Below are 21,482 nucleotides of genomic sequence, written 5' to 3' on the forward strand. Positions count from 1 at the left end.
GATGACACCGCTTCTCGATATCCGCGACCTCTCGCTGGTCTTCGACACGTTCGACGGCACCTACCACGCTATCGACCAAGTGAGCCTGCAACTGAACCCCGGCGAGGCGCTCGGCCTCGTGGGCGAAACCGGCTGCGGCAAATCCGTGCTGACCCGCGCCGCCTTCGGCCTCGTGCCGGTGCCGCCGGCGCGGATCACCTCCGGCTCGGTGCAGCTCGACGGGCGCGAACTGCTGGGCCTGTCCGACCGCGCGCTGCGCGGCATCCGGGGCAGCGAGGTGGCGATGATCTTTCAGGATCCGATGACCTATCTCAACCCGGTGTTTCGTGTCGGCACCCAGCTCGTGGACGCGATCCGCGCGCAGTCCGGCGGGCGCATCGGCAAGGCGGAGGCGAAATCCATCGCGCTCGACATGCTGGACAAGGTCCACCTGCCGAACCCCGACCGCCAGTTCCGCGCCTATCCGCATGAGCTCTCGGGCGGGATGCGCCAGCGGGTGCTGATCGCCATGGCGCTGGCGGCGAAACCCAAGCTGCTCATCGCCGACGAGCCCACCACCGCGCTCGATATGACGATCCAAGCGCAGATCCTCGATCTGATGGCCGAACTGGTGGAGGATCTGGGACTGGCAATGATCATGATCTCGCACGATCTGGGCGTGGTGGCGCAGGTCTGTTCGCGCGTGGCGGTGATGTATGCAGGCAAGATCGTCGAGGACGCACCCATCGGGCGGATCTTCGATGCCCCGGCGCATCCCTATACCCAAGGGCTGCTGGCCGCGCTGCCGCATCCGTTCAAGCCGGTGGACCGCCTCGCCTCGATCCCGGGCACGCTGCCCGATCTGCTGCACCCGCCCGCCGGATGCCGCTTTGCGGGCCGTTGCGCACAGTCCCATGCCGCCTGCGCCGCACCGGTGCCGCTGCGCGCGGTCGGCCCGCGGCATCGGGTGGCCTGCACCCTCTATAAAGACGCCGCGACGGAAGGAGCCGCTCATGTCTGAGACCTCCGACGCAATGCTCGCGATCCGCGATCTCAAGGTCCATTTCCCGCTCGCCAATGGACAAGTCGTGCGTGCCGTCGATGGCGTCTCGCTCACGCTGCGTCCGGGCGAAACCGTGGGGCTCGTCGGCGAAAGCGGCTCGGGCAAGACCACCGTCGGCAAGACCGCTCTGCGGCTGGTGCCCGCCACCGATGGCGAAATCCGTATCGGCGATCTCGATGTGCTGAATGCCTCGGGCCGCGATCTGCGGCGCTTGCGGCGCAAGGCGCAGATCATCTTTCAGGATCCGCATTCCTCGCTGAACCCGCGCATGACCATCCGCCGGGCGGTGGCCGAGGGGCTGATCCTCAACACCTCTCTGCGCGGGCGGGTGCTGCGCGAAAAGGTCTCGGACACGCTGATCGCCATGGGCCTGCCGCCGCAGTTCCACGACCGCTTCCCGCATGAGCTTTCGGGCGGGCAAAAGCAGCGCGTCTGCATCGCCCGCGCGCTGGTGCTCGATCCCGACCTGCTGGTGCTGGACGAACCCACTTCGGCGCTGGACGTTTCGGTACAGGCGCAGATCCTCGGCGTGCTCAAGGATCTGCGAGCCGAGCGCCCGTCGCTGACACAGCTTTTCATATCGCACAATCTTGCCGTGATCCGCTTCCTTTGCCAAAGGGTCGCGGTCATGTATCTTGGCAAGATCGTCGAGGAAGGCCCCGTGGAGCAAGTGTTCAGCGATCCGCGCCACCCTTACACGCGGGCGCTGCTCTCTGCCGTCCCGGTGCCCGAAGCCGGGCGCAGGCCCGACCGCACCCGCCTGACCGGCGATATCCCGAGCCCGACCGCCGTGCCCAAGGGCTGCGCCTTTCACACCCGCTGCCCGGTGGCGCGCAAGGGACTCTGCGACACCACCCCGCCGCCGCAGGTCGCGGCGGGCGGCGGTCATGTCGCGCTGTGCCACTTTGCCGGGGAGATGCAGACCACATGAGTTTTCCGCTCGACCGGCTGGCGCTTCAGCTCGACTGGAACCTGCTGCGCACCTTCATGGTGATCGTACAGGAGCGGTCGATCACGGCGGCGTCGCAGCGTCTCAACGTCTCGCAACCTTCGGTCTCGGCGGCCCTGCGCCGGCTCGAAGAGCGGCTCGACCTGCGGCTGGTCGAACGCGGCGGCGGGCAGACCTTTGTGGTGACGCGGGCCGGTGAGGCGGTCTATCGCGAGGCGCTGGAAATCTATGGCGGTGTCGTGCGGCTGAACGATATTGGCGCTACCGGCGGGCGGGCGCTGTCGGGCAATGTTGTGATCCACCGCTCCTCGCATCTGGAGATGGACCGCATCACCCCGGTGCTGGAGGAATTCCGCGCCCAACACCCAAGCGTCACCTTCTCGATCCGCTCCGCCCCCTGCCACGAGGTGGCGCAGGCGCTGCAACAGCGCGCCTCTTCGGTCGGGTTTTGCACCCGTATCGACCCCGCGATCCAACGGCTGCGCAGCCAGCCGCTCACGCCGCAGGAATTCGGCGTCTATTGCGGGCCCGACCATCCGCTCTACCGGCGGCAGGAGGCCGACCCGGATCTGCTCGCGGCCTCCGATGTGGTGGGCTACGAAGAGGATCACATCGCCGGGGTCCTGTCGTCTCTGGCCGTGTGGCGCGTGCGTCACGGCATCGGTGGACGGTTCATCGCCTCGACCACCGGGATCGTGGATCTGGTCGAACTGATCGAGCAGGGCAGGGCCATCGGCTGCATGGCGCGGGGGCACGCCCACCGCTACGGGAGCCGGCTGTGGCAGATACCGGTCAATGCCACGCCTCCGCTGGTCGACATGTTCTCGGTGATTGATTTCGAACGCCACATGACACCGGTCGAAGCCGCGCTGATCGACCATCTCGAGGGCGAGGGGCTCGCCAGCCGCCCGCGCCCCCGCTCGGATGTCTGAGACACCTGTCGCATCAGAAATGGATGGGATCGTCATGGAGCTGACCGTGGAGCAGCGCCGACCCAGTTGCTCCGCCGGTGCCGCAGTGTTCCTCTTGATCAAGTGCCATCGTCAGTCTGGCGCAAATCCGCAAGAGTGAGCGGAGCAGAGCTGCGTTTCGGTCACGATGTCCTTTCAGCCCTTAGCGCCCTGACCCGCTTGAAGCGGCGCAGTTCAGAATGGCCCCGGTGTGAACTCACGATGCCTATAAGGTATGTTATGTAATATTAACCGACTTACGACTCGCTGCGAAATTCACGATCCGCCATGCACGGATCTGGACGGACCCGCCTCAAATCAAAGTGTTGCGCTCCGCCCGCATTGCCGGCGTCACCGCTGTCATGGAAGGCAAAAGCGGTGGCGGTGGCTTTCACGATATGCTGAAACTTGACACGCAAGGGGCGCACGCGGACATTATCTTTACGCCCGAAAAGTTTTTAGACGCAAATGCGAGGCAGCAGGCAGCCCAATGCGACCGGATAAAGTCAGGACGATGGAGGAATTCGCCACGCTGAGCGGCATCTCGCGGCCAACGCTGTCGAAATATTTCAACGACCCGACCTCGGTGCGGCAATCGACGCGCGAGCGGATCGAAGCGGCGCTTCAGCGCTACGATTACACGCCGAACGTCTATGCCATCAACCAGAACCGCCCCCTGACGCGGAATATCGGCATCGTCGTGCCCTATCTCGCCGATCCGTTCTTTGCCGAGGTGGCGCGCAATCTCGAACCGCTCTGCGCGCAGGCCGGATTCAACCCGATCCTGCTCAGCGCGCATGGCGATCCCGACCGGGAAATCGAGAATCTCGAAAGCCTGCGCGGCATCCGGCCGGCCGGCGTGCTGCTGGCGCCGCTGGGGCGCCGCTCCCGGCGCGACGATCTGGCGGCGTTCTGCGAAGACGTGCCGACGGTGCTCTTCGATTGCGATATCGACGATGTGGGCGATGCCTATTTCGGCAACAACAACTTTCAAAGCATTGGCTTAATTGTCGAATATCTCAACCGCACCGGCCAGCCGCCGGCGTTTTTCGAGATGCGGCACGCGCCGAACCCCAACGCCAACAAGCGCCGCGCCGCCTATGAGGCGGCCATGCGCGCGCTTGGCCACGCGCCGATGATCCTGGCGGCAGAGGGCACCGGCTGGAATTTCGAAGAGGTCGCCTGCGCCGAGGCCGGGCGCATGATGGCCGCGCGGCGCCTGCCCACCGACACCGTGCTGTGCAGCAACGACCGGCTCGCCATCGGCTTTCTCGCCGCCGCTTACGAGCACGGGCTGCGCGTCGGCATCGGTCATGGCCACGCGCTGCGCGTCGCCGGGCACGACGATCATCCCTATGCGCGCTTCACCTGCCCCGCCCTGACCACCATGTCGCAGGATTACGAATCCATCGCGCGGCAAAGCCTCGATCTGCTGCTCTCGATCATCGGCGCGGGGCAGCGCCCCGGCAGCAAGGAATGCACGCATTTCGACGGCACGCTGATCCTGCGGAAGTCGGCATAAATCTTACGCGCGTAAAATTTTTAATTGACGCGGCTCGAGGCGATGGAGTAGGCCAGAGGGATCACATCCAAGGTCAGGGAGGATACGGATGTCACTCAAGCGCGCTCTTTGCGCCACGACGGCGCTCACGCTCTGCTCCACCGCGGCCCTCGCGCAGGACAGCAGCATCACCATCGCCACGGTGAACAACGGCGACATGATCCGCATGCAGGGCTATACCGACGAATTTACCGCCGAGACCGGGATCGGCGTCGAATGGGTCACGCTCGAGGAAAACGTGCTGCGCCAGCGCGTCACCACCGACATCACCACCAAGGGCGGCCAGTTCGACATCATGACCATCGGCATGTACGAAACGCCGATCTGGGGCGCGAATGGCTGGCTTGTGCCGCTCGACGATCTCTCGGCGGAGTACGATGCAGACGATATCCTGCCCGCCATGGCCGGCGGTCTCAGCCATGACGGCACGCTTTACGCCGCGCCGTTCTATGGCGAAAGCTCGATGATCATGTATCGCACCGACCTGATGGAGGCCGCCGGGCTCGAAATGCCCGAGTCCCCGACCTGGGAGTTCGTGCGCGAGGCGGCCATCGCGATGACCGACAAGGACAACGAGATCTACGGCGTCTGCCTGCGCGGCAAGGCCGGCTGGGGCGAGAACATGGCCTTTCTCACCGCCATGTCGAACTCCTTCGGCGGGCGCTGGTTCGATGAGGACTGGCGGCCCCAGTTCGACACCGATGCCTGGTCGGAGACGCTGAATTTCTACATCGACCTGATGAACGAGGCCGGCCCTCCGGGTGCCTCCAACAACGGCTTCAACGAGAACCTGTCGCTGTTCCAGCAGGGCAAATGCGGCATGTGGATCGACGCCACGGTCGCCGCCTCCTTCGTGACCAACCCCGAAGAGTCTTCGGTGGCCGACAGCGTCGGCTTTGCGCTGGCGCCGAATACCGGGCTCGGCCGCAACGCCAACTGGCTCTGGGCCTGGGCGCTGGGGATCCCGGCGGGCACCGATCAGGAGGCCGAGGCCAAGCAGTTCATCGAATGGGCGACCTCCAAGGATTACATCCAGCTGGTGGCGGAAAACGAGGGCTGGGCCAACGTGCCGCCGGGCGCGCGCAGCTCGCTCTACGAGACGCCGGAATACCAGGAGGTGCCCTTTGCCGAGATGACGCTCCAGTCGATCCTGACGGCGGATCCGCTGAATCCGGCGGTCGATCCGGTGCCCTATGTCGGCGTGCAATTCGCCGCGATCCCGGAATTCGCGGGCATCGCGACCCAGGTCGGCCAGGAATTCTCCGCCGCACTCGCAGGGCAGACGTCGCCCGAAGAGGCGCTCGAGAACGCCCAGGCCATCGCCTCCGAGGAAATGGAGGCCGCGGGCTACTGACCCCGGCCCCGCGGGCAGCGACACAAGGCGCTGCCCGCCCCACCCTTTCCGCCCCGACTCCCACCGGACAGGCCGCCGCGCCTGAACAGAGAGGCCTTGCGTCATGGCAACCCAGCATTCCCGCTCCGCCGCACGCCTGATGATGACCCCCGCCGTGGTCCTCCTTCTGGGATGGATGCTCGTGCCGCTCCTGATGACGCTGTGGTTCTCGTTCCGCCGCTACCTGCCGCTGCGCGGCGGCGATCTCGGCTGGGCGGGCTTCGACAATTACGTGCGTTTCGTCACCTCCAGCGCCTTCTGGCCAAGCGTCCAGACGACCCTGATCCTGGTCGGCGGCGTGCTCGCCATCACCATCGCTCTGGGGGTGCTGCTGGCGCTGCTGCTCGACCAGCCGATGTGGGGTCAGGGCGTCGTCCGCATCCTCGTCATCGCGCCGTTCTTTGTCATGCCTACCGTCTCGGCGCTGGTCTGGAAGAACATGTTCATGGATCCGGTCAACGGCCTGCTCGCGCATCTGTGGCGGTTTTTCGGGGCCGAGCCGGTGGCCTGGCTCACCGATGTGCCGCTGGCCTCCATCGTGCTCATCGTCTCGTGGCAATGGCTGCCCTTCGCCACGCTGATCCTGCTGACCGCCGTGCAGTCGCTCGACAGCGAACAACTCGAAGCCGCCGAGATGGACGGCGCCAGGCCGCTCTCGCGCTTTGCCCATATCATCCTGCCGCATCTGGGCCGGGCGATCACCATCGTTGTGCTGATCCAGACGATCTTTCTGCTGTCGATCTTCGCCGAGATCTTCGTGACCACCGGCGGCGCCTTCGGCACAAGGACCCTCACCTACCTGATCTTCCAGCGCGTGCTGGAAAGCCAGAATGTCGGCCTCGGCAGCGCCGGCGGGGTCTATGCCATCATCCTCGCCAATATCGTCGCCATCTTCCTGATGCGCATCGTCGGCAAGAACCTGGACCGCTGAGGAGGCCCCCATGGCACGCGCAGTCAAATCCCAACGCAAGGTGCTGAACACCGGTCTGGCCTGGACCATCGGTCTGGTGATCTTCTTCCCGATCCTCTGGACCATCCTCACCAGCTTCAAGACCGAGGCCGAGGCCATCGCCAGCCCGCCGATCTTCCTCAATTTCAGCTGGACGCTCGAGAATTACGCAGTGGTGCAGGAGCGCTCCGACTACATGCGGTTCCTGATCAACTCGGTGATCATCGCCGGCGGCTCGACCGTTCTGGGCGTGATCGTCGCGGTGCCGGCGGCCTGGTCCATGGCCTTCGTGCCGAGCGCCCGGACCAAGGACATCCTGCTCTGGATGCTGTCGACCAAGATGCTGCCGGCGGTGGGCGTGCTCTACCCGATCTACCTGCTGTTCATCCGGCTCGGCATCCTCGACAGCCGCGTCGGGCTGGTCATCGTGGTGATGCTCATCAACCTGCCGATCATCGTCTGGATGCTCTACACCTATTTCCGCGAGATCCCCGGCGAGATCCTGGAGGCCGCGCGCATGGACGGCGCCGGGCTGCGCGAGGAGATCCTCTATGTGCTCACCCCCATGGCGGTGCCCGGGATCGCATCGACCCTGCTGCTGAACTTCATCCTCGCCTGGAACGAGGCGTTCTGGACCCTCAACCTGACGGCGGCCAAGGCGGCCCCGCTCACCGCCTTCATCGCCAGCTATTCCAGCCCCGAAGGCCTGTTCTACGCCAAACTCAGCGCGGCCTCGACCATGGCCATCGCGCCGATCCTCATCCTCGGCTGGTTCAGCCAGAAGCAACTCGTGCGCGGCCTCACCTTCGGCGCGGTCAAGTAAAGGAACGAACCCATGGGACAGATCACGCTTGAGAAAGTGACCAAGAGTTTCGGCGAGGTCGAGGTGATCCCGCCGCTGGACCTGACCATCGAGGACGGCGAGTTCTGCGTCTTCGTCGGCCCCTCGGGCTGCGGCAAGTCCACGCTGCTGCGGCTGATCGCCGGGCTGGAGGACATCACCTCCGGGGCGGTTCGCATCGACGGTCAGGATGCTTCCGACACGCCGCCGGCCAAGCGCGGGCTCGCGATGGTGTTCCAGTCCTACGCGCTCTACCCGCATATGAGCGTGCGCAAGAACATCGCCTTTCCGATGCGCATGGCCGGCATCCCCGCCGAAGAGCAGACCCGTCGCATCGACGCGGCGGCAAAGGCGCTGAACCTCACCGATTATCTCGACCGGCGCCCGGGCCAGCTCTCGGGCGGGCAGCGCCAGCGCGTCGCCATCGGTCGCGCCATCGTGCGCGAACCCGCCGCCTTCCTCTTCGACGAACCGCTCTCCAATCTCGACGCGGCGCTGCGGGTGGGCATGCGGCTGGAGATCAGCGAGCTGCACGAGCGGCTCAAGACCACGATGATCTATGTCACCCACGATCAGGTCGAGGCGATGACCATGGCCGACAAGATCGTGGTGCTGCGCGCCGGCCGCATCGAGCAGGTGGGCAGCCCGCTGGAGCTCTACCGCGCGCCGCGCAACCTCTTCGTGGCGGGCTTCATCGGCTCGCCCAGGATGAACCTGATCGAGGGCGGCGTGGCGCAGCAGAACGGCGCCCACACGCTCGGCATCCGACCCGAACATATCGACGTGGTGGCGGACGGGCCCTGGCAGGGCACCGTCGGCGTGGCCGAGCATCTGGGCTCCGACACCTTCCTGCATGTGCACGACACCGGGCTGGCCGAGATCCTCACCGTGCGCGCCACCGGCGATATCGAGCTGCGCCACGGCGACCGCGTGAACCTCGCCCCGCGCGAGGACCAGCTGCACCGCTTCGGCCCCGACGGGCTGCGGATCGCCTGATGCGTCTCGCAAAGCTCGCAAAGAAGGAATGAGCCGATGAGCAACACCGCCGTGCCCCTGCGCCGCGCGACGCTGGGCGATCTGCCCCGCGAGGTGGCGACCCCGCGCTATGCCGCCACGGATCTGAGCCCGGGCATCGTGCATATCGGCGTGGGCAATTTCCACCGCGCGCATCAGGCCTGGTATCTGCACCGGCTGATGCAGCAGGGCGCGGCGCGCGACTGGGCGATCATCGGTGCCGGCGTGCGCCCGGGCGATGCCGCCATGCGCGAGCGGCTGCTGGCGCAGGATTGCCTCACCACGCTCATTGAGCTGAGCCCCGAGGGCACCTCCGCCGAGATCTGCGGCTCGATGATCGGCTTCCTCCCGGTCGAGCCCGACAATGCCGCGCTGATCGCGCAGATGGCCGACCCGGCCACGCGGATCGTCTCGCTCACCGTCACCGAGGGCGGTTATTTCACCGATCCCGGCACCGGCGCCTTCGATCCGGCGCATGCGGATATCGTCTTCGACGCCGCCCGCCCCGACACGCCCCGCACCGCCTTCGGCGCCATTATCGCGGCGCTGGCGCGGCGGCGCGCGGCGGGCACCGGCCCGTTCACCGTGCAGAGCTGCGACAACCTGCGCGGCAATGGCGATATCACCCGCGACACGGTGCTGTCGCTGGCGCGGCTGAGCGACCCCGATCTCGCCGCCTGGATCGAGACGCACTGCACCTTTCCCAATTCCATGGTCGACTGCATCGTACCCGCCACCGGCCCCGCCGAGATCGCCCGGGCCAGGGCGCTCGGCATCGAGGACGCGGCGCCGGTGACGCATGAGAATTTCCGGCAATGGGTGATCGAGGATGCGTTCTGCGCCGGTCGCCCCGACTGGGACCGGGTCGGCGCCACCTTCACCGACCGGGTGCACGATTACGAGAGCATGAAGATCCGCATCCTCAACGCCGGGCATCAGGTGCTGGCCAATGCCGGCGAGCTGCTGGGGCGCGAGACCATCGCCGATTGCATGGCCGATCCCGATATCGGCGCCTTCTGGCGCAAGGTGCAGCGCGAGGAGATCGTGCCGCATGTGGCCGCCGTGCCCGGCATGACGCCGCAGGATTACGCCGCGCTGATCGAGACGCGCTTCGCCAACCCGGCGATCCGCGACACCACCCGCCGCGTCGCCTTCGACGGCGCGTCCCGGCATCCGGGCTTCGTGCTGCCGGTGCTGCGCGACGCGCTCGCCGCCGGCGCGCCGGTCGACGGGCTGTGCCTGGTCGAGGCGCTCTGGGCCCGGATGTGCGCAGGCACCCGCGAGGACGGCTCCGAGATCGCGCCGAACGATCCCGCCTGGGACACGCTGCACGCCGCCGCCCTCGCCGCCCGGCAGAGCCCCGCAGTCTGGCTGGCGCAGCGCGGCATCTATGGCGATCTCGCGCAGGAGCCCCGCTTTGCCGAGCGCTTCTCGCACTGGCTGCGGCTGATCTGGGACGAGGGCACGCTGGCCGCGCTGCGCGCCTATGCGGCAACAGATCCCGCACCATGACCGCGCCGGGCACCTCTCATGGTGGTACCAAACCCTGCCGGCGCAAGCGACGGACTCAGAACGGCAGCCCGATATAGTTCTCGGCCAGGTCGCGCCGCGCGGCCTCGGATGTCGCCAGATGCGCCAAAGTCGCCTTGCGCATCTGCTCGGCAAAGGCATCCTCGCCATCGAAGCGATGCATCATCGTGGTCATCTGCCAGCTGAACCGCATCGCCTTCCAGATCCGCGCCAGCGCGCGGGTGGAATACGCATCGATGCCGGTGGTTCCGGCGCCTTTCACCGCGTCGATCAGCGCCGAGTACAGGTAATACACATCCGAGGCGGCCAGATTCAGCCCCTTCGCCCCGGTCGGCGGCACGATATGGGCGCTGTCGCCCACAAGAAACAGATTGCCCCAGCGCAGCGGTTCGGAAACAAAGCTGCGCAGCGGCGCGATGCTCTTCTCGATAGAAGGGCCAGTGACCAGATGCGCGGCGGCCTCCGACGGGATGCGGCGCGAAAACGCGTCCCAGAAGCGCTGATCCGACCAGTCCTCGACCGTATCGCTCAACGGCACCTGCACGTAATAGCGCACGAGGTTCGCGTTGCGCATGGAGGCCAGCGCAAAGCCGTGGCGCGAGTTGGAGTAGATCAGCTCGTCATTCACGGGCGGCGTTTCCGACAGGATCCCGAGCCAGCCAAAGGGATAGACCCGCTCGAACTCCCTGCGTTTCTCGGCGGGGATGGTCTTGCGCGAGACACCGTGGAACCCGTCGCATCCGGCCACATAGAGGCACTCAAGCCGCTTGCGCGCGCCCTCATGAGTAAATTCGACATAGGATTTCGTCTGATCGAGGTCGTGGATTTCCACATCCGACACCCCGTGCAGCACCGTGGTGCCGGCGGCGTCCTGCGCCTGATACAGATCCCGTGTCACCTCCGTCTGGCCATAGACCATGACCCGCTTGCCGGTCAGTTCCTTGAAGTCGATATGCACCATCAACTCATCATCGGTCATGTAGCAGCCGTCATGCGGAATGCCTTCACCATCCATACGCGCGCCGACACCGGCCTCGCGCAGCAGCTCGACGGTGCCCCATTCCAGAATGCCCGCCCGGATGCGCGACAATACGTGTTCGCGGGTCGAGCGTTCGAGAATGACGGTTTCGACCCCCGCGCTATTGAGCAGCTGGGACAGCAGCAGGCCGGACGGCCCGCCGCCGATGATGGCGACTTGTGTGGTCAATACGGTCATGCGCGTCTCCTCCGGTCTGCTGGCAAACTAACCGCGGGGCCGCAGTACCGGAATGGACGCGCCCGGCAATGAATGGTACTTTTCCGGCATGCGCGTCGGCAGCCCCATCCCCGCCTTCAATCTTTTCGGCGAAACCAGCGCCTTTCCCGATGTCATTCATTGCGAACGGGTGTTCGACCGCGCGCGGCTGCATGACTGGAAAATCTCGCCCCACCGGCACCACCAAATGGCGCAGGTGTTTCACATCGAGCAGGGCGCGGCGCGCGTAACCCTCGACGGGCGCGAGATAAGGCTGGGAGACGGCGATTTTCTCTATGTTCCGCCGCAGATCGTGCATGGTTTCACCTTCGGCAAGGGCACCGAGGGGATCGTTCTTTCCCTGCCCTCTCCAGTGGTGCGGAGGCTGGGGCCGGACTCGCCGGCGCTCGGCACATGGCTCAGCGCGCCACATTGCGGCAGCCTGTCGGAAACAGCGGCAGGACTGCTTGCGCAGATTGCACAAATCCACGATAAATCTGGTACATTTCGCGCACAGCGTCTCGTCGCGCTGTCGCATGCGCTGCTCGCCACGCTTGCCGAGGACGGCACCCAAATGCCACCCCCCGAGCAGGACAGGGCCCATCAGATGCAGAGGCTCGACGCACTGATCGCGGTGCATCTGGCCGAGGGGTGGAGCGCGGCAGACTACGCCCGCGCGCTGCATATGACGCCCGGGCATCTGAACCGCATCGTGCGCCGCGATACCGGCGCCACGCTGACGCAATATCTCGAAACCTCGGTGATGACCGAGGCCTGCCGCCTGCTCGCCTTCACCCGGCTGCCGGTGGCCGAGGTGGGCTATCGGCTGGGCTTTGCCGACCCGCCCTATTTCACCCGCCGGTTCCGGGCGCGCATGGGTGAGACACCCACCGCCTATCGCGCGCGGGTGGCGGGCGAAATCTGACCCTCCACCGAGCTCAACCCTGGCCGTCTCCCAGGGCGGCCTGAAGCCTCTGCCGCAACCAGTCGTCGCCCGAGACCTTGGTCAGCGTGCTTTTGGCGACGATCACGCTGGTCAATCGCGCGTCAAAACAGCGCTTTCCGCCCTGCTCGGCATATACCACGAATGTCACGCTGCTTGTGCCCAGATGTTCCACGCGGGCCACCAGATCCAGCGGCAGGCGCGGCGTGATCGGGTGCGAAAAGCTCAGGTTCACGTCCACAAAGGGGGTGCCCCGGTCGTGATCCATGTTCAGTTCGTACCAGCCAATCCCGCCCAGCACGGATTTCCAGACCGCGTCAATCGCCTCCAGACAATAGTCGAGCGCGCGTGGGGTGTAGAGGATGCCCGCCGGATCGCAATCGCCGAAGGGCACCTCCCGTGTGCTCCGGATGCAGAGCATTCGGTCGGTCTCGCTCATCTCGCCTCCTGCCCCCTCACGTTCAGAGCTTTTCGGTCAGCTCGGGCACCGCCTGGAACAGATCCGCAACCAGGCCGTAATCGGCGACCTGGAAGATCGGCGCCTCTTCGTCCTTGTTGATCGCGACGATGACCTTGCTGTCCTTCATCCCCGCAAGGTGCTGAATCGCCCCGGAAATCCCGCACGCGATATACAGATCCGGCGCCACAACCTTGCCCGTCTGGCCGACCTGCCAGTCGTTCGGCGCAAAGCCCGAATCCACCGCCGCCCGCGACGCGCCCACGGCGGCGCCCAGCTTGTCCGCCAGCGCCTCGATGATCGCGAAATCCTCTTCCGAGCCCACGCCGCGCCCGCCGGAAACCACGATCCCCGCCGAGGTCAGCTCGGGCCGGTCGCTCTCGGCCAGCTTGTCCTCGACCCATTCCGAAAGCCCCGGGTTCTCGCCCGCCGCTACGTCCTCGATGGGCGCAGACCCGCCGGTCGCCGCCGCGTCGAAGGTCGAGGTTCGGAACGTGATAACCTTTTTTTCATCCTTCGATTTTACCGTCTGCATGGCATTGCCCGCATAGACCGGCCGTTCGAACGTATCCACATCAACCACAGAGGTGACATCCGTCAGAACCATCACATCGAGAAGCGCCGCAACACGCGGCAGGATGTTCTTGGCATCGGTCGTCGCCGGCGCCACGATATGGCTGTAATCGCCCGCAAGCGACACAACCAGCGCCGCAACCGGCTCTGCCAGGCGGTGGCTGTAAAGCGCATCCTCCGCCACCAGAACCTTGGCCACGCCGTCGATACTCGCGGCCTCGGCCGCCGCGTCCTTCGCCTGCGCGCCCACCGCCAGAACGGTGACCTCGCCAAGCGTCGTCGCAGCACTCACAGCCTTTGCGGTGGCGTCCATCGCCAGCGCGCCGTCATTGATCTCTGCCAGAAGAAGAACCGCCATCACACCGCCCCCGCGTCTTTCAGTTTCGCAATCAGCTCATCGACCGAGCCGACCATCTCGCCCGCCTTGCGCGCCGCAGGCTCCGCCGTGCCGACGATCTCAAGCCGCGGGCTCACATCGACGCCGTAATCGCCGGGCGTCTTCTCCTCGAGCGGCTTCTTCTTCGCCTTCATGATGTTGGGCAGCGAGGCATAGCGCGGCTCGTTGAGGCGCAGATCGGTGGTCACGATCGCCGGCAGGCCGACCTTGATGGTCTGCAAGCCGCCATCGACCTCGCGCGCCACCACGGCGCTGTCGCCGTCGAGCTCCAGCGCATTGGCATTGGTGGCCTGCGCCAGCCCCGCCAGCGCCGCCAGCATCTGGCCGGTGGCATTGAGGTCGTTGTCGATGGCCTGCTTGCCGCAGATCACCAGCCCGGGCTGCTCTTCCTCGACGATCTTGGCGAGGATCTTGGCCACCGCCAGCGGCTCGATATCCTCGTGCACATCCTCGGCGGCGACCACCAGGATTGCCCGGTCCGCGCCCATGGCGAGCCCGGTGCGCAGCGTCTCCTGCGCCTGTTTCACCCCGATGGACACCACGATCACCTCATCGGCCTTGCCGGCCTCCTTCAGCCGGATCGCCTCTTCCACCGCGATCTCGTCGAACGGGTTCATCGACATCTTCACATTCGCCAGATCGACACCCGATCCGTCCGCTTTCACGCGGACCTTCACGTTGTAGTCGATCACGCGTTTCACAGGCACCAGGACCTTCATAACCATCCCCTCTCTCAGAAAAACGCCTGAAGGCCCGTCTGCGCGCGCCCGATGATCAGCGCGTGCACGTCATGGGTGCCTTCATAGGTGTTCACGGTTTCCAGATTGACCATATGGCGGATCACCCCGAATTCGGCAGAGATTCCGTTGCCGCCATGCATGTCGCGGGCGTTGCGGGCAATCTCCAGCGCCTTGCCGCAATTGTTGCGCTTGATGACCGAGATCATCTCGGGCGCCATTTTCCCCGCCTCGAAAAGCCGCCCGACCCGCAGCGACGCCTGAAGCCCCAGCGAGATCTCGGTCAGCATGTCGGCGAGTTTCTTCTGAAAAAGCTGAGTCTGCGCCAGCGGCCGGCCGAACTGCTTGCGATCCAGCCCGTATTGCCGCGCAGCGTGCCAGCAGGCCTCCGCCGCGCCCATCACGCCCCAAGCGATGCCGTAACGCGCCCGGTTGAGGCAGCCGAACGGTCCCGAGAGCCCCTCGGCATTGGGCAGCAGCGCCTCCTCGCCGACCTCGACCCCCTCCATGACGATCTCGCCGGTGATCGAAGCGCGCAAGGAGACCTTCTTGCCGATCTTCGGCGCCGAGAGCCCCGTCATGCCCTTCTCCAGCACAAAGCCGCGGATCTTGCCGCCATGAGCGTCGGATTTCGCCCAGACCACAAAGACATCGGCGATGGGGCTGTTGGAAATCCACATCTTGGTGCCGGTGAGCCTGTAGCCGCCGGGGGTCTTCTCGGCGCGGGTCTTCATCGCGCCGGGATCGGAGCCCGCATCGGGCTCGGTCAGGCCGAAACAGCCGATCCACTCCCCCGAGGCCAGCCTGGGGAGGTACTTCATCCGCTGCTCTTCCGAGCCATAAGCGTAGATCGGGTACATCACCAGCGAGCTTTGCACCGACATCATCGAGCGATAGCCGCTGTCCACCCGCTCGACCTCGCGCGCCACAAGGCCATAGCTCACATAGCCCGCGCCGATGCCGCCATATTGCTCGGGCACCGTCACCCCCAGCAGGCCGAGCGCGCCCATCTCGCGGAAGATCTCCGGGTCGGTCTCTTCCTCCAGAAAGGCGTGTTCGACGCGCGGCAGCAGCTTGTCCTGACAATAGGTGAAAGCGCTGTCGCGGATCATCCGCTCTTCTTCGGAAAGCTGGTCGTCCAGCAGGAACGGATCGTCCCAGGCAAAGCGGTTGCTGTCTTTCATCGTCTCGTCTCCCTCCTCAGGCGCGTTCGAGCAGGATGGCAACGCCCTGCCCCACGCCCACGCACATGGTGGCCAGCGCATAGCGCCCGCCGGTTTTGCTCAGCTCCAGCGCCGCCGTGCCCGCGATACGCGCCCCCGACATGCCCAGCGGATGGCCAAGCGCGATGGCGCCGCCATTGCGGTTCACGCGCGGATCGTCATCGGCGATGTCCAACCCCCGCAGCACGGCGAGCCCCTGCGCCGCGAAGGCCTCGTTCAGCTCGATCACGTCGATCTGGTCGAGCGGCACGCCGCTCAGGGCGCAGAGCTTCTGCACCGCCGGCACCGGGCCATAGCCCATGACGCGTGGCGCGACCCCCGCCGAGGCGGCGCCGACAATGCGCGCCAGCGGCGTGAGCCCCTGCGCCTTCGCCGCCGCCTTCGAGGCCACGACCAGCGCCGCCGCGCCGTCATTGACGCCGCTCGCATTGCCCGCCGTCACCGTGCCGTCGGCACGGACGATGGGTTTCAGCCGGGCGAGATCGTCCAGCGTGGTGCCCGCGCGGGGGTGTTCGTCCTGACTGACCTCGGCGGTTTTGCCACGCCCAAGGTCCACCGTGACTGGCGCAATCTCTTCGGCCAGCCGGCCCGAGCCCATGGCCTCGGCGGCGCGGGCCTGCGAGCGCAGGGCAAAAGCGTCCTGATCCGCGCGTGAGATTCCGTAGTCGTCGGCGACGTTCTCGGCGGTCTCGGGCATGGAGTCGGTGCCATAGGCCGCCGCCATCCTGCGGTTGACGAAGCGCCAGCCAATGGTGGTGTCATGCACCTCGTTGGCGCGACCCCAGGCGGCGCCGGATTTCGGCATCACGAAGGGCGCGCGGGTCATGCTTTCCACGCCACCAGCCAGTGCCAGCGCCATGTCGCCGGCGCGGATGGCACGGGCGGCAGCGGCAAGCGCCTCCATCCCCGAGCCGCAAAGCCGGTTGACGGTCACGCCCGGCACCGTCTCCGGCAGCCCCGCCAGCAGCGAAGCCATGCGCGCCACGTTGCGGTTGTCCTCGCCCGCCTGATTGGCGCAGCCCAGCCAGACCTCCTCGATGGAGGCCGGATCGAGCGACGGGTTGCGCGCCAGAAGCGCGCTCAGCGGATGCGCGGCGAGATCGTCGGCGCGCACTTTTGCCAGCGCGCCGCCATAGCGGCCGATGGGCGTGCGGATATAATCGCAGATAAAGGCGTCGGTCATGTCTCACCCTCCCTCATGATCGAGATCGGCCAGGCTCCGCCCCTCCTCCGCCAGCCGCTGCAACAGCGGCGGAACGGACCAGGAGAGCGGATCGGCCTTGGCATAGGTTGCGATGCGGTCGCGCAGTACCGGCAGACCGATGCGGTCCGCCTCGCACATCGGTCCGCCGCGCCAGCGCGGAAAGCCGTAGCCATGCAGCAGCACCAGGTCGATATCGGCGGCGCGGCGGGCGATGCCCTCGTCGAGAATGCGCAGCCCCTCGTCGATCATCGCGGTCAGGGCGCGCTGGCGGATTTCCTCGGCATCGAAGGCGCGGCGGGTGATGCCGGCCTCGCGCGAGGCCGCTTCGATCAGCGCCTGCACCCCGGCGCCGGGCGTCGGCGCGCCTTCGCCGTAATCGTACCAGCCCGCGCCAGTCTTGTGCCCGAGGCGACCCAGATCCTCGACCATGCGGTCGGCGACGGGGATATAGCGGAGGCCCTGCGCGTTGCGCAGATTTTTGCGCTGGCGGTTGGCATAGGCGATGTCGAGCCCCGAGAGATCCTGCACCGCATAAGGGCCCATGGCCATGCCGAAGCCCAGCATCGCCGCGTCCACCTGCCAGGGCAGCGCGCCCTCGATCAGCATCACGTCGCAGATCTGCCGGTAGCGGGTCAGGATACGGTTGCCGATGAACCCGTCGCAGACCCCGGCCTCGACGGCGATCTTGCGCAGCTTTGCCGCGAGGCCGAAGGCGCTGGCGAGGGTCTCGTCCGAGGTGGTCCCGGCGCGGATGATCTCCAAGAGCTTCATCACATGGGCGGGGCTGAAGAAATGCAGGCCAAGGCAGCGCTCCGGCGCGCGGGTGCCCGCAAAGATCTCGTTCACATCGAGATAGGAGGTATTGGTGGCGAGGATCGCGGTTTCGGGCAGCGCCGCGTCGAGCGCGGCAAAGACCTCGCGCTTGACGGCAAGATCCTCGAACACCGCTTCGATGGCGATGTCGGCGGCGGGCAAAGCGTCGTAGCCGGTCACCACCGCGATGCGGGCCTTGCCTTGGGCAGAGGCCTCTGGGCTGGCCTTGCCGCGCTTTACCGCGTCGTCGAAAAGCTTGCCCAGATTGGCCTCGGCGCGGGCGGCGGCCTCCGTGCCGGTTTCCACCAGCGTAACCGCAAGGCCGATGCCGTCGAGCGCATAGGCGATGCCCGCGCCCATGGTGCCGCCGCCCACCACCACGGCGGTTTTCAGATCGCGGGGCGGCACGGAAAAGCGTTTCGCGCGGGCCAGGGCGGCACGTTCGGCAAAGAAGACATGGCGCAGGGCACGGGCCTGCGGACCCCGGCGCAGGTTGAGGAACTGCGCCCGCTCGCGCGCCAGCCCCTCGGGCAGCGGCAGCTCGGCGCTGGCCGCCACCAGATCGAGCGCCACCTGCGGCGCGAATTGGCCCTTTGCCCGCTTGCCCGCACGGGCGCGAGCCGCGGCGATGGCCTCGGGATCTGCGACGGGCGCGGGGCGGGCGCTTGCGGGCAGGACATCGGCCAGCGCAGCTTCGGGCAGCGCCTTTGCGGCGGCAACCGGATCGGCGTCGATGGCATCGACGATGCCCATGCGCAGCGCCTCCTCAGCCGTGAAGCGGCGACCTTCCGAGATCAGCGCGGCGGCGCTGGCGATGCCCACCAGCCGTGGCAGCCGTTGCGTGCCCCCCGCGCCGGGCACCACGCCCAGCGTCACCTCGGGCAGCCCCAGAGCCACCCCGGGCGCCGCAATGCGCATCCGGCAGGCCAGCGCGATCTCCAGCCCGCCCCCAAGCGCCACCCCGTTGATCGCGGCGATGCTGGGCAGGCGTTCCAGCCGGTTGAGGATGTCGGGCAGATGCGGCGCCAGCGGCGGGCTGTCGAATTCCCGCGTATCCGATCCGGCGGCAAAGGCACTGCCCGCGCCGGTGATCACGATGCGCTGCACGCCCGCCGCGTCGGCGGCATCGAGCGCCTCGACCAGCCCCACCCGCGTCTCAAGGCCGATGACATTCACCGGCGGCGTGTCGAGCGTGATCAGGCAAAGACTGCCCTGAAAGAGCGTATGCACAGGCATGGGAGTAAATCCTCACAGATGCGGGCGGATCCCGCCGGAGACCGACAGCATGTCGCCGGTGACGAAACGGGCCTCGTCGGTCAGGAAAAACGCGATGGCCTCGGCCACCTCTTCGGGGTCCGCCATGCGGCGGTTCATGGCGAGCCCGGTAAGCCGGGCCTGCTGGTCGTCGGGCATGTTCTCGGTCACCGAGGTGCGGGTCAGCCCCGGCGCCACGCAGTTCACCGTCACATGCGGCGCGAATTCCGCCGCCATGGAGCGCGACAGCGAGGCGACCGCCGCCTTGGCCGCCGCGTAATCCGCCTGCCCCGCCTCGCCGCCGTAGACGATGGAGGCCACGTTGACGATCCGGCCCCAGCCGCGCTCCAGCATCACCGGCACAAAGGCGCGGCTCAGATGCAGCGTGCCCGCGAGGTTCAGATCCAGCGTCGCGCGCCATTGCGCGGGCGCGATTTCGAGCAGCGGGGTATAAAGCTGCCTGCCGCGCAGCCCGCCCACGAGATTGACCAGCAGGTCGATGCCTCCGAAGGCAGCGAGCGCCTCCTCGGCAAAGCTTTGAGCCTCTTGCGCATCGGTCACGTCACCCCGAATGGCAACATGAGGGAGACCGGGGGGAAGCGCCGCGACAGCCGCATCCAGGCGGCGGGAGGAAATGTCGGTCAGCGCAACCCCCACGACCCCGCCAGCGACGAGACGGTCGAGCACGGCCCGGCCCATGGGCCCGCCGGCGCCGCTCAGCGCTGCGATGCGGGTGGCAAAGCTCATGCCAGCCCCATCTCCTCGCGCAGCATCTTGCGCAGCGCGAATTTCTGGATCTTGCCGGAGGCGGTCGAAGGCAGCTTGTCGCGCAGCTCCAGCCGCTCCGGCCAATAGGTCTTGGAGAAGTGGCTTTGCGATAGGAAGGCTGTCATCTCGTCGAAACTCAGGCTCATGCCCGGCTTCGGGACCACAAAGGCGCAGGCGCGTTCGCCCAGCCGGTCATCGGGATAACCCACGATGGCCACCGAGGCGATGGCGGGGTGTTTGAAAAGGGCCGCCTCGACCTCGATCACCGGGATGTTCTCGGCGCCGCGAATGATGATGTCCTTGGAGCGTCCGCAGATGCGGATATAGCCGCTGTCATCGGCCCGCGCGATGTCGCCAGTGTCGAACCAGCCCTCGGCATCCACATTGTTGAGCTGCGGACGCTTGAGATAGCCACCGAAATTCGAACAGCCCCGCACGAACAGCTCGCCCTCCTCATGCGGCTCGGCGGGGGTGCCGTCGGATCGGCGGATCTGAAGCTCCATCCCGCGCAGCGGATAGCCGTCGGTATGCACCGAGCGGTCGTCCGGATCGTCGAGATTGGTGAGCGTCACCGCGCCGTTCTCGGTCATGCCCCAGGCCGAAACGATCTTGGTGCCCAGCACCGCATGGGCGCGTTCGACCACCGGGCCGGGGATCGCGGTGCCCGCGCAAAGGAAGGTACGGAGGGTGGAGCTATCGGTGCCGCCCTCCTCCACCGCATTGGCGAGGTCCATGAGGAAAGGGGTCGAGGCCATGGTGAAGGTGCATTTTTCCTCCTCCACCACGCGGGCGGCGACATCCTTGTCCCAGGTGTCGAGCAGCACCGCCCCGGCCTGAAGCTGCACGGGCATCAAAAGCCCGTACATAAAGCCAGTCTGATGGGCCATGGGCGAGGCCATCAGAACCACGTCCCCGGACCCGAGCTTCAACCGCTCGGCATAGGGCACGAGGTTGGAATACATGGTGTTGGCGGTGTGCATCGCGCCCTTGGGCTCGCCCGTGGTGCCAGAGGTATAGATGAGCTGGCAGACCGCGTTCGCGTCGGGTCGGTTTTCCGTGACGATGCGCGCCAGTTCGGGATCCTTGTCGGAGGCCGGGTCCATCAGCACGCGGTCGAAATCGCGCGCGCCCTCGCCGCCCGCGACGACAACATGCTGGAGGTCCGGCAGATTGCCGAGCATGCCGTCGGTCATCTCTTCATGGTCGAAGCCGCGAAACAGCTTGGGGATGACAAAGACCTTCGCCTCGCCATGGCGCAGCATGAAGCACAGCTCATGCTCGCGGAAGATATGCATCACCGGGTTGAACACGGCGCCAAGCCGGGCGCAGCCCAGATAGGTGACGACGAATTGCCAGGAGTTCGGCAGCTGGCAGGCGACCACATCGTCCTTGCCCACCCCCAGCCGCGACAGGCCCACGGCGGCGCGGTTGGCCAAAACGTCCAGCTCGCGCCAGGTCAGATCGCGGCGTTCGCCGGTCGAGACCACGATGGAGGTCAACGCCCGCTTGTCCGGGCAATCCCGCAGGCAGGCGTCGAAATAATCGTTGACGGTCTTGCCCTGCCAGAAGCCCTTTTCGGTCATCTCCTGGATGCGCGGCGCAATCAGGACGGCATCGAATTTCATGGTGTCTCCTCCGCTGTCGTGGCAG

Annotated in this window: 19 protein-coding genes; 10 read left to right on the top strand and 9 right to left on the bottom strand. The window is 66.5% G+C overall.

The window, feature by feature from the left end; genetic code table 11:
• The first annotated feature begins 1 nt into the window (after nucleotide 1).
• From Ga0080574_RS00785 to Ga0080574_RS00825, 9 genes are all read left to right on the top strand, one after another.
• Complete coding sequence (locus tag Ga0080574_RS00785; RefSeq protein WP_076694203.1) at nucleotides 2-1,000, top strand: ABC transporter ATP-binding protein; 999 nt, start codon at nucleotides 2-4, stop codon at nucleotides 998-1,000.
• Nucleotides 993-1,973 (top strand): ABC transporter ATP-binding protein, encoded by a 981-nt coding sequence (locus Ga0080574_RS00790; protein WP_237219234.1) that lies wholly within the window; start codon nucleotides 993-995, stop codon nucleotides 1,971-1,973. The genes Ga0080574_RS00785 and Ga0080574_RS00790 overlap by 8 nt, the downstream gene beginning before the upstream one ends.
• Complete coding sequence (locus Ga0080574_RS00795; protein ID WP_076694205.1) at nucleotides 1,970-2,923, top strand: LysR family transcriptional regulator; 954 nt, start codon at nucleotides 1,970-1,972, stop codon at nucleotides 2,921-2,923. Before Ga0080574_RS00790 ends, Ga0080574_RS00795 begins: the two co-directional genes overlap by 4 nt.
• Before the next feature lie 508 nt (nucleotides 2,924-3,431).
• Complete coding sequence (locus Ga0080574_RS00800; protein WP_076694207.1) at nucleotides 3,432-4,463, top strand: LacI family DNA-binding transcriptional regulator; 1,032 nt, start codon at nucleotides 3,432-3,434, stop codon at nucleotides 4,461-4,463.
• 88 nt (nucleotides 4,464-4,551) lie between these two features.
• On the top strand, nucleotides 4,552-5,856 hold the full coding sequence (locus tag Ga0080574_RS00805) for an ABC transporter substrate-binding protein (protein WP_076694210.1): 1,305 nt from the start codon (nucleotides 4,552-4,554) through the stop codon (nucleotides 5,854-5,856).
• Between the two features lie 103 nt (nucleotides 5,857-5,959).
• A complete protein-coding gene (locus tag Ga0080574_RS00810) occupies nucleotides 5,960-6,826 on the top strand; it encodes a carbohydrate ABC transporter permease (RefSeq protein WP_076694212.1) in 867 nt (288 codons plus the stop codon).
• Nucleotides 6,827-6,836: 10 nt separating this feature from the next.
• The gene (locus Ga0080574_RS00815) at nucleotides 6,837-7,667 is read left to right on the top strand and encodes a carbohydrate ABC transporter permease (protein ID WP_076694213.1); all 831 of its coding nucleotides are present in this window, start codon (nucleotides 6,837-6,839) and stop codon (nucleotides 7,665-7,667) included.
• A gap of 12 nt (nucleotides 7,668-7,679) precedes the next feature.
• Complete coding sequence (locus tag Ga0080574_RS00820) at nucleotides 7,680-8,681, top strand: ABC transporter ATP-binding protein (protein ID WP_076694215.1); 1,002 nt, start codon at nucleotides 7,680-7,682, stop codon at nucleotides 8,679-8,681.
• A 36-nt stretch (nucleotides 8,682-8,717) separates the two neighbouring features.
• Nucleotides 8,718-10,211: a mannitol dehydrogenase family protein gene (locus Ga0080574_RS00825; protein ID WP_076694217.1), complete on the top strand. Its 1,494-nt coding sequence runs from the start codon at nucleotides 8,718-8,720 to the stop codon at nucleotides 10,209-10,211.
• 55 nt (nucleotides 10,212-10,266) lie between these two features.
• Here the strand turns inward: Ga0080574_RS00825 and pobA are convergent, their stop codons facing one another.
• Complete coding sequence (pobA, locus tag Ga0080574_RS00830) at nucleotides 10,267-11,445, bottom strand: 4-hydroxybenzoate 3-monooxygenase (RefSeq protein WP_076694219.1); 1,179 nt, start codon at nucleotides 11,443-11,445, stop codon at nucleotides 10,267-10,269.
• Between the two features lie 52 nt (nucleotides 11,446-11,497).
• Here pobA and Ga0080574_RS00835 point away from each other — a divergent pair, with 52 nt between their 5' ends.
• Nucleotides 11,498-12,388, top strand: coding sequence for a helix-turn-helix domain-containing protein (locus Ga0080574_RS00835; RefSeq protein WP_237219235.1), 891 nt, complete (start codon nucleotides 11,498-11,500; stop codon nucleotides 12,386-12,388).
• Between the two features lie 13 nt (nucleotides 12,389-12,401).
• Here the strand turns inward: Ga0080574_RS00835 and Ga0080574_RS00840 are convergent, their stop codons facing one another.
• From Ga0080574_RS00840 to aliA, 8 genes are read right to left on the bottom strand one after another with little or no spacing between them, the layout of a single operon-like run.
• Nucleotides 12,402-12,845, bottom strand: coding sequence for an acyl-CoA thioesterase (locus Ga0080574_RS00840; RefSeq protein WP_076694220.1), 444 nt, complete (start codon nucleotides 12,843-12,845; stop codon nucleotides 12,402-12,404).
• A gap of 22 nt (nucleotides 12,846-12,867) precedes the next feature.
• Nucleotides 12,868-13,794 carry an electron transfer flavoprotein subunit alpha/FixB family protein gene (locus tag Ga0080574_RS00845; RefSeq protein ID WP_076694222.1) on the bottom strand — a complete coding sequence of 309 codons (927 nt, stop codon included), beginning with the start codon at nucleotides 13,792-13,794 and terminating at the stop codon, nucleotides 12,868-12,870.
• The gene (locus Ga0080574_RS00850) at nucleotides 13,794-14,552 is read right to left on the bottom strand and encodes an electron transfer flavoprotein subunit beta/FixA family protein (RefSeq protein WP_076694224.1); all 759 of its coding nucleotides are present in this window, start codon (nucleotides 14,550-14,552) and stop codon (nucleotides 13,794-13,796) included. Before Ga0080574_RS00850 ends, Ga0080574_RS00845 begins: the two co-directional genes overlap by 1 nt.
• A 14-nt stretch (nucleotides 14,553-14,566) precedes the next feature.
• A complete protein-coding gene (locus Ga0080574_RS00855; RefSeq protein ID WP_076694226.1) occupies nucleotides 14,567-15,754 on the bottom strand; it encodes an acyl-CoA dehydrogenase in 1,188 nt (395 codons plus the stop codon).
• Nucleotides 15,755-15,770: 16 nt separating this feature from the next.
• Nucleotides 15,771-16,976, bottom strand: a complete 1,206-nt coding sequence (gene pcaF / locus Ga0080574_RS00860) for a 3-oxoadipyl-CoA thiolase (protein ID WP_076694228.1) — start codon at nucleotides 16,974-16,976, stop codon at nucleotides 15,771-15,773.
• A gap of 3 nt (nucleotides 16,977-16,979) precedes the next feature.
• Nucleotides 16,980-19,046 (bottom strand): 3-hydroxyacyl-CoA dehydrogenase NAD-binding domain-containing protein, encoded by a 2,067-nt coding sequence (locus tag Ga0080574_RS00865; protein ID WP_076694230.1) that lies wholly within the window; start codon nucleotides 19,044-19,046, stop codon nucleotides 16,980-16,982.
• A 12-nt stretch (nucleotides 19,047-19,058) separates the two neighbouring features.
• Nucleotides 19,059-19,811: an SDR family NAD(P)-dependent oxidoreductase gene (locus Ga0080574_RS00870; RefSeq protein WP_076694232.1), complete on the bottom strand. Its 753-nt coding sequence runs from the start codon at nucleotides 19,809-19,811 to the stop codon at nucleotides 19,059-19,061.
• Nucleotides 19,808-21,457, bottom strand: coding sequence for a cyclohexanecarboxylate-CoA ligase (gene aliA, locus Ga0080574_RS00875; RefSeq protein WP_076694234.1), 1,650 nt, complete (start codon nucleotides 21,455-21,457; stop codon nucleotides 19,808-19,810). Before aliA ends, Ga0080574_RS00870 begins: the two co-directional genes overlap by 4 nt.
• Between the last annotated feature and the right edge of the window lie 25 nt (nucleotides 21,458-21,482).

It is taken from the genome of Salipiger abyssi (assembly GCF_001975705.1).
GTDB lineage: Bacteria > Pseudomonadota > Alphaproteobacteria > Rhodobacterales > Rhodobacteraceae > Salipiger > Salipiger abyssi.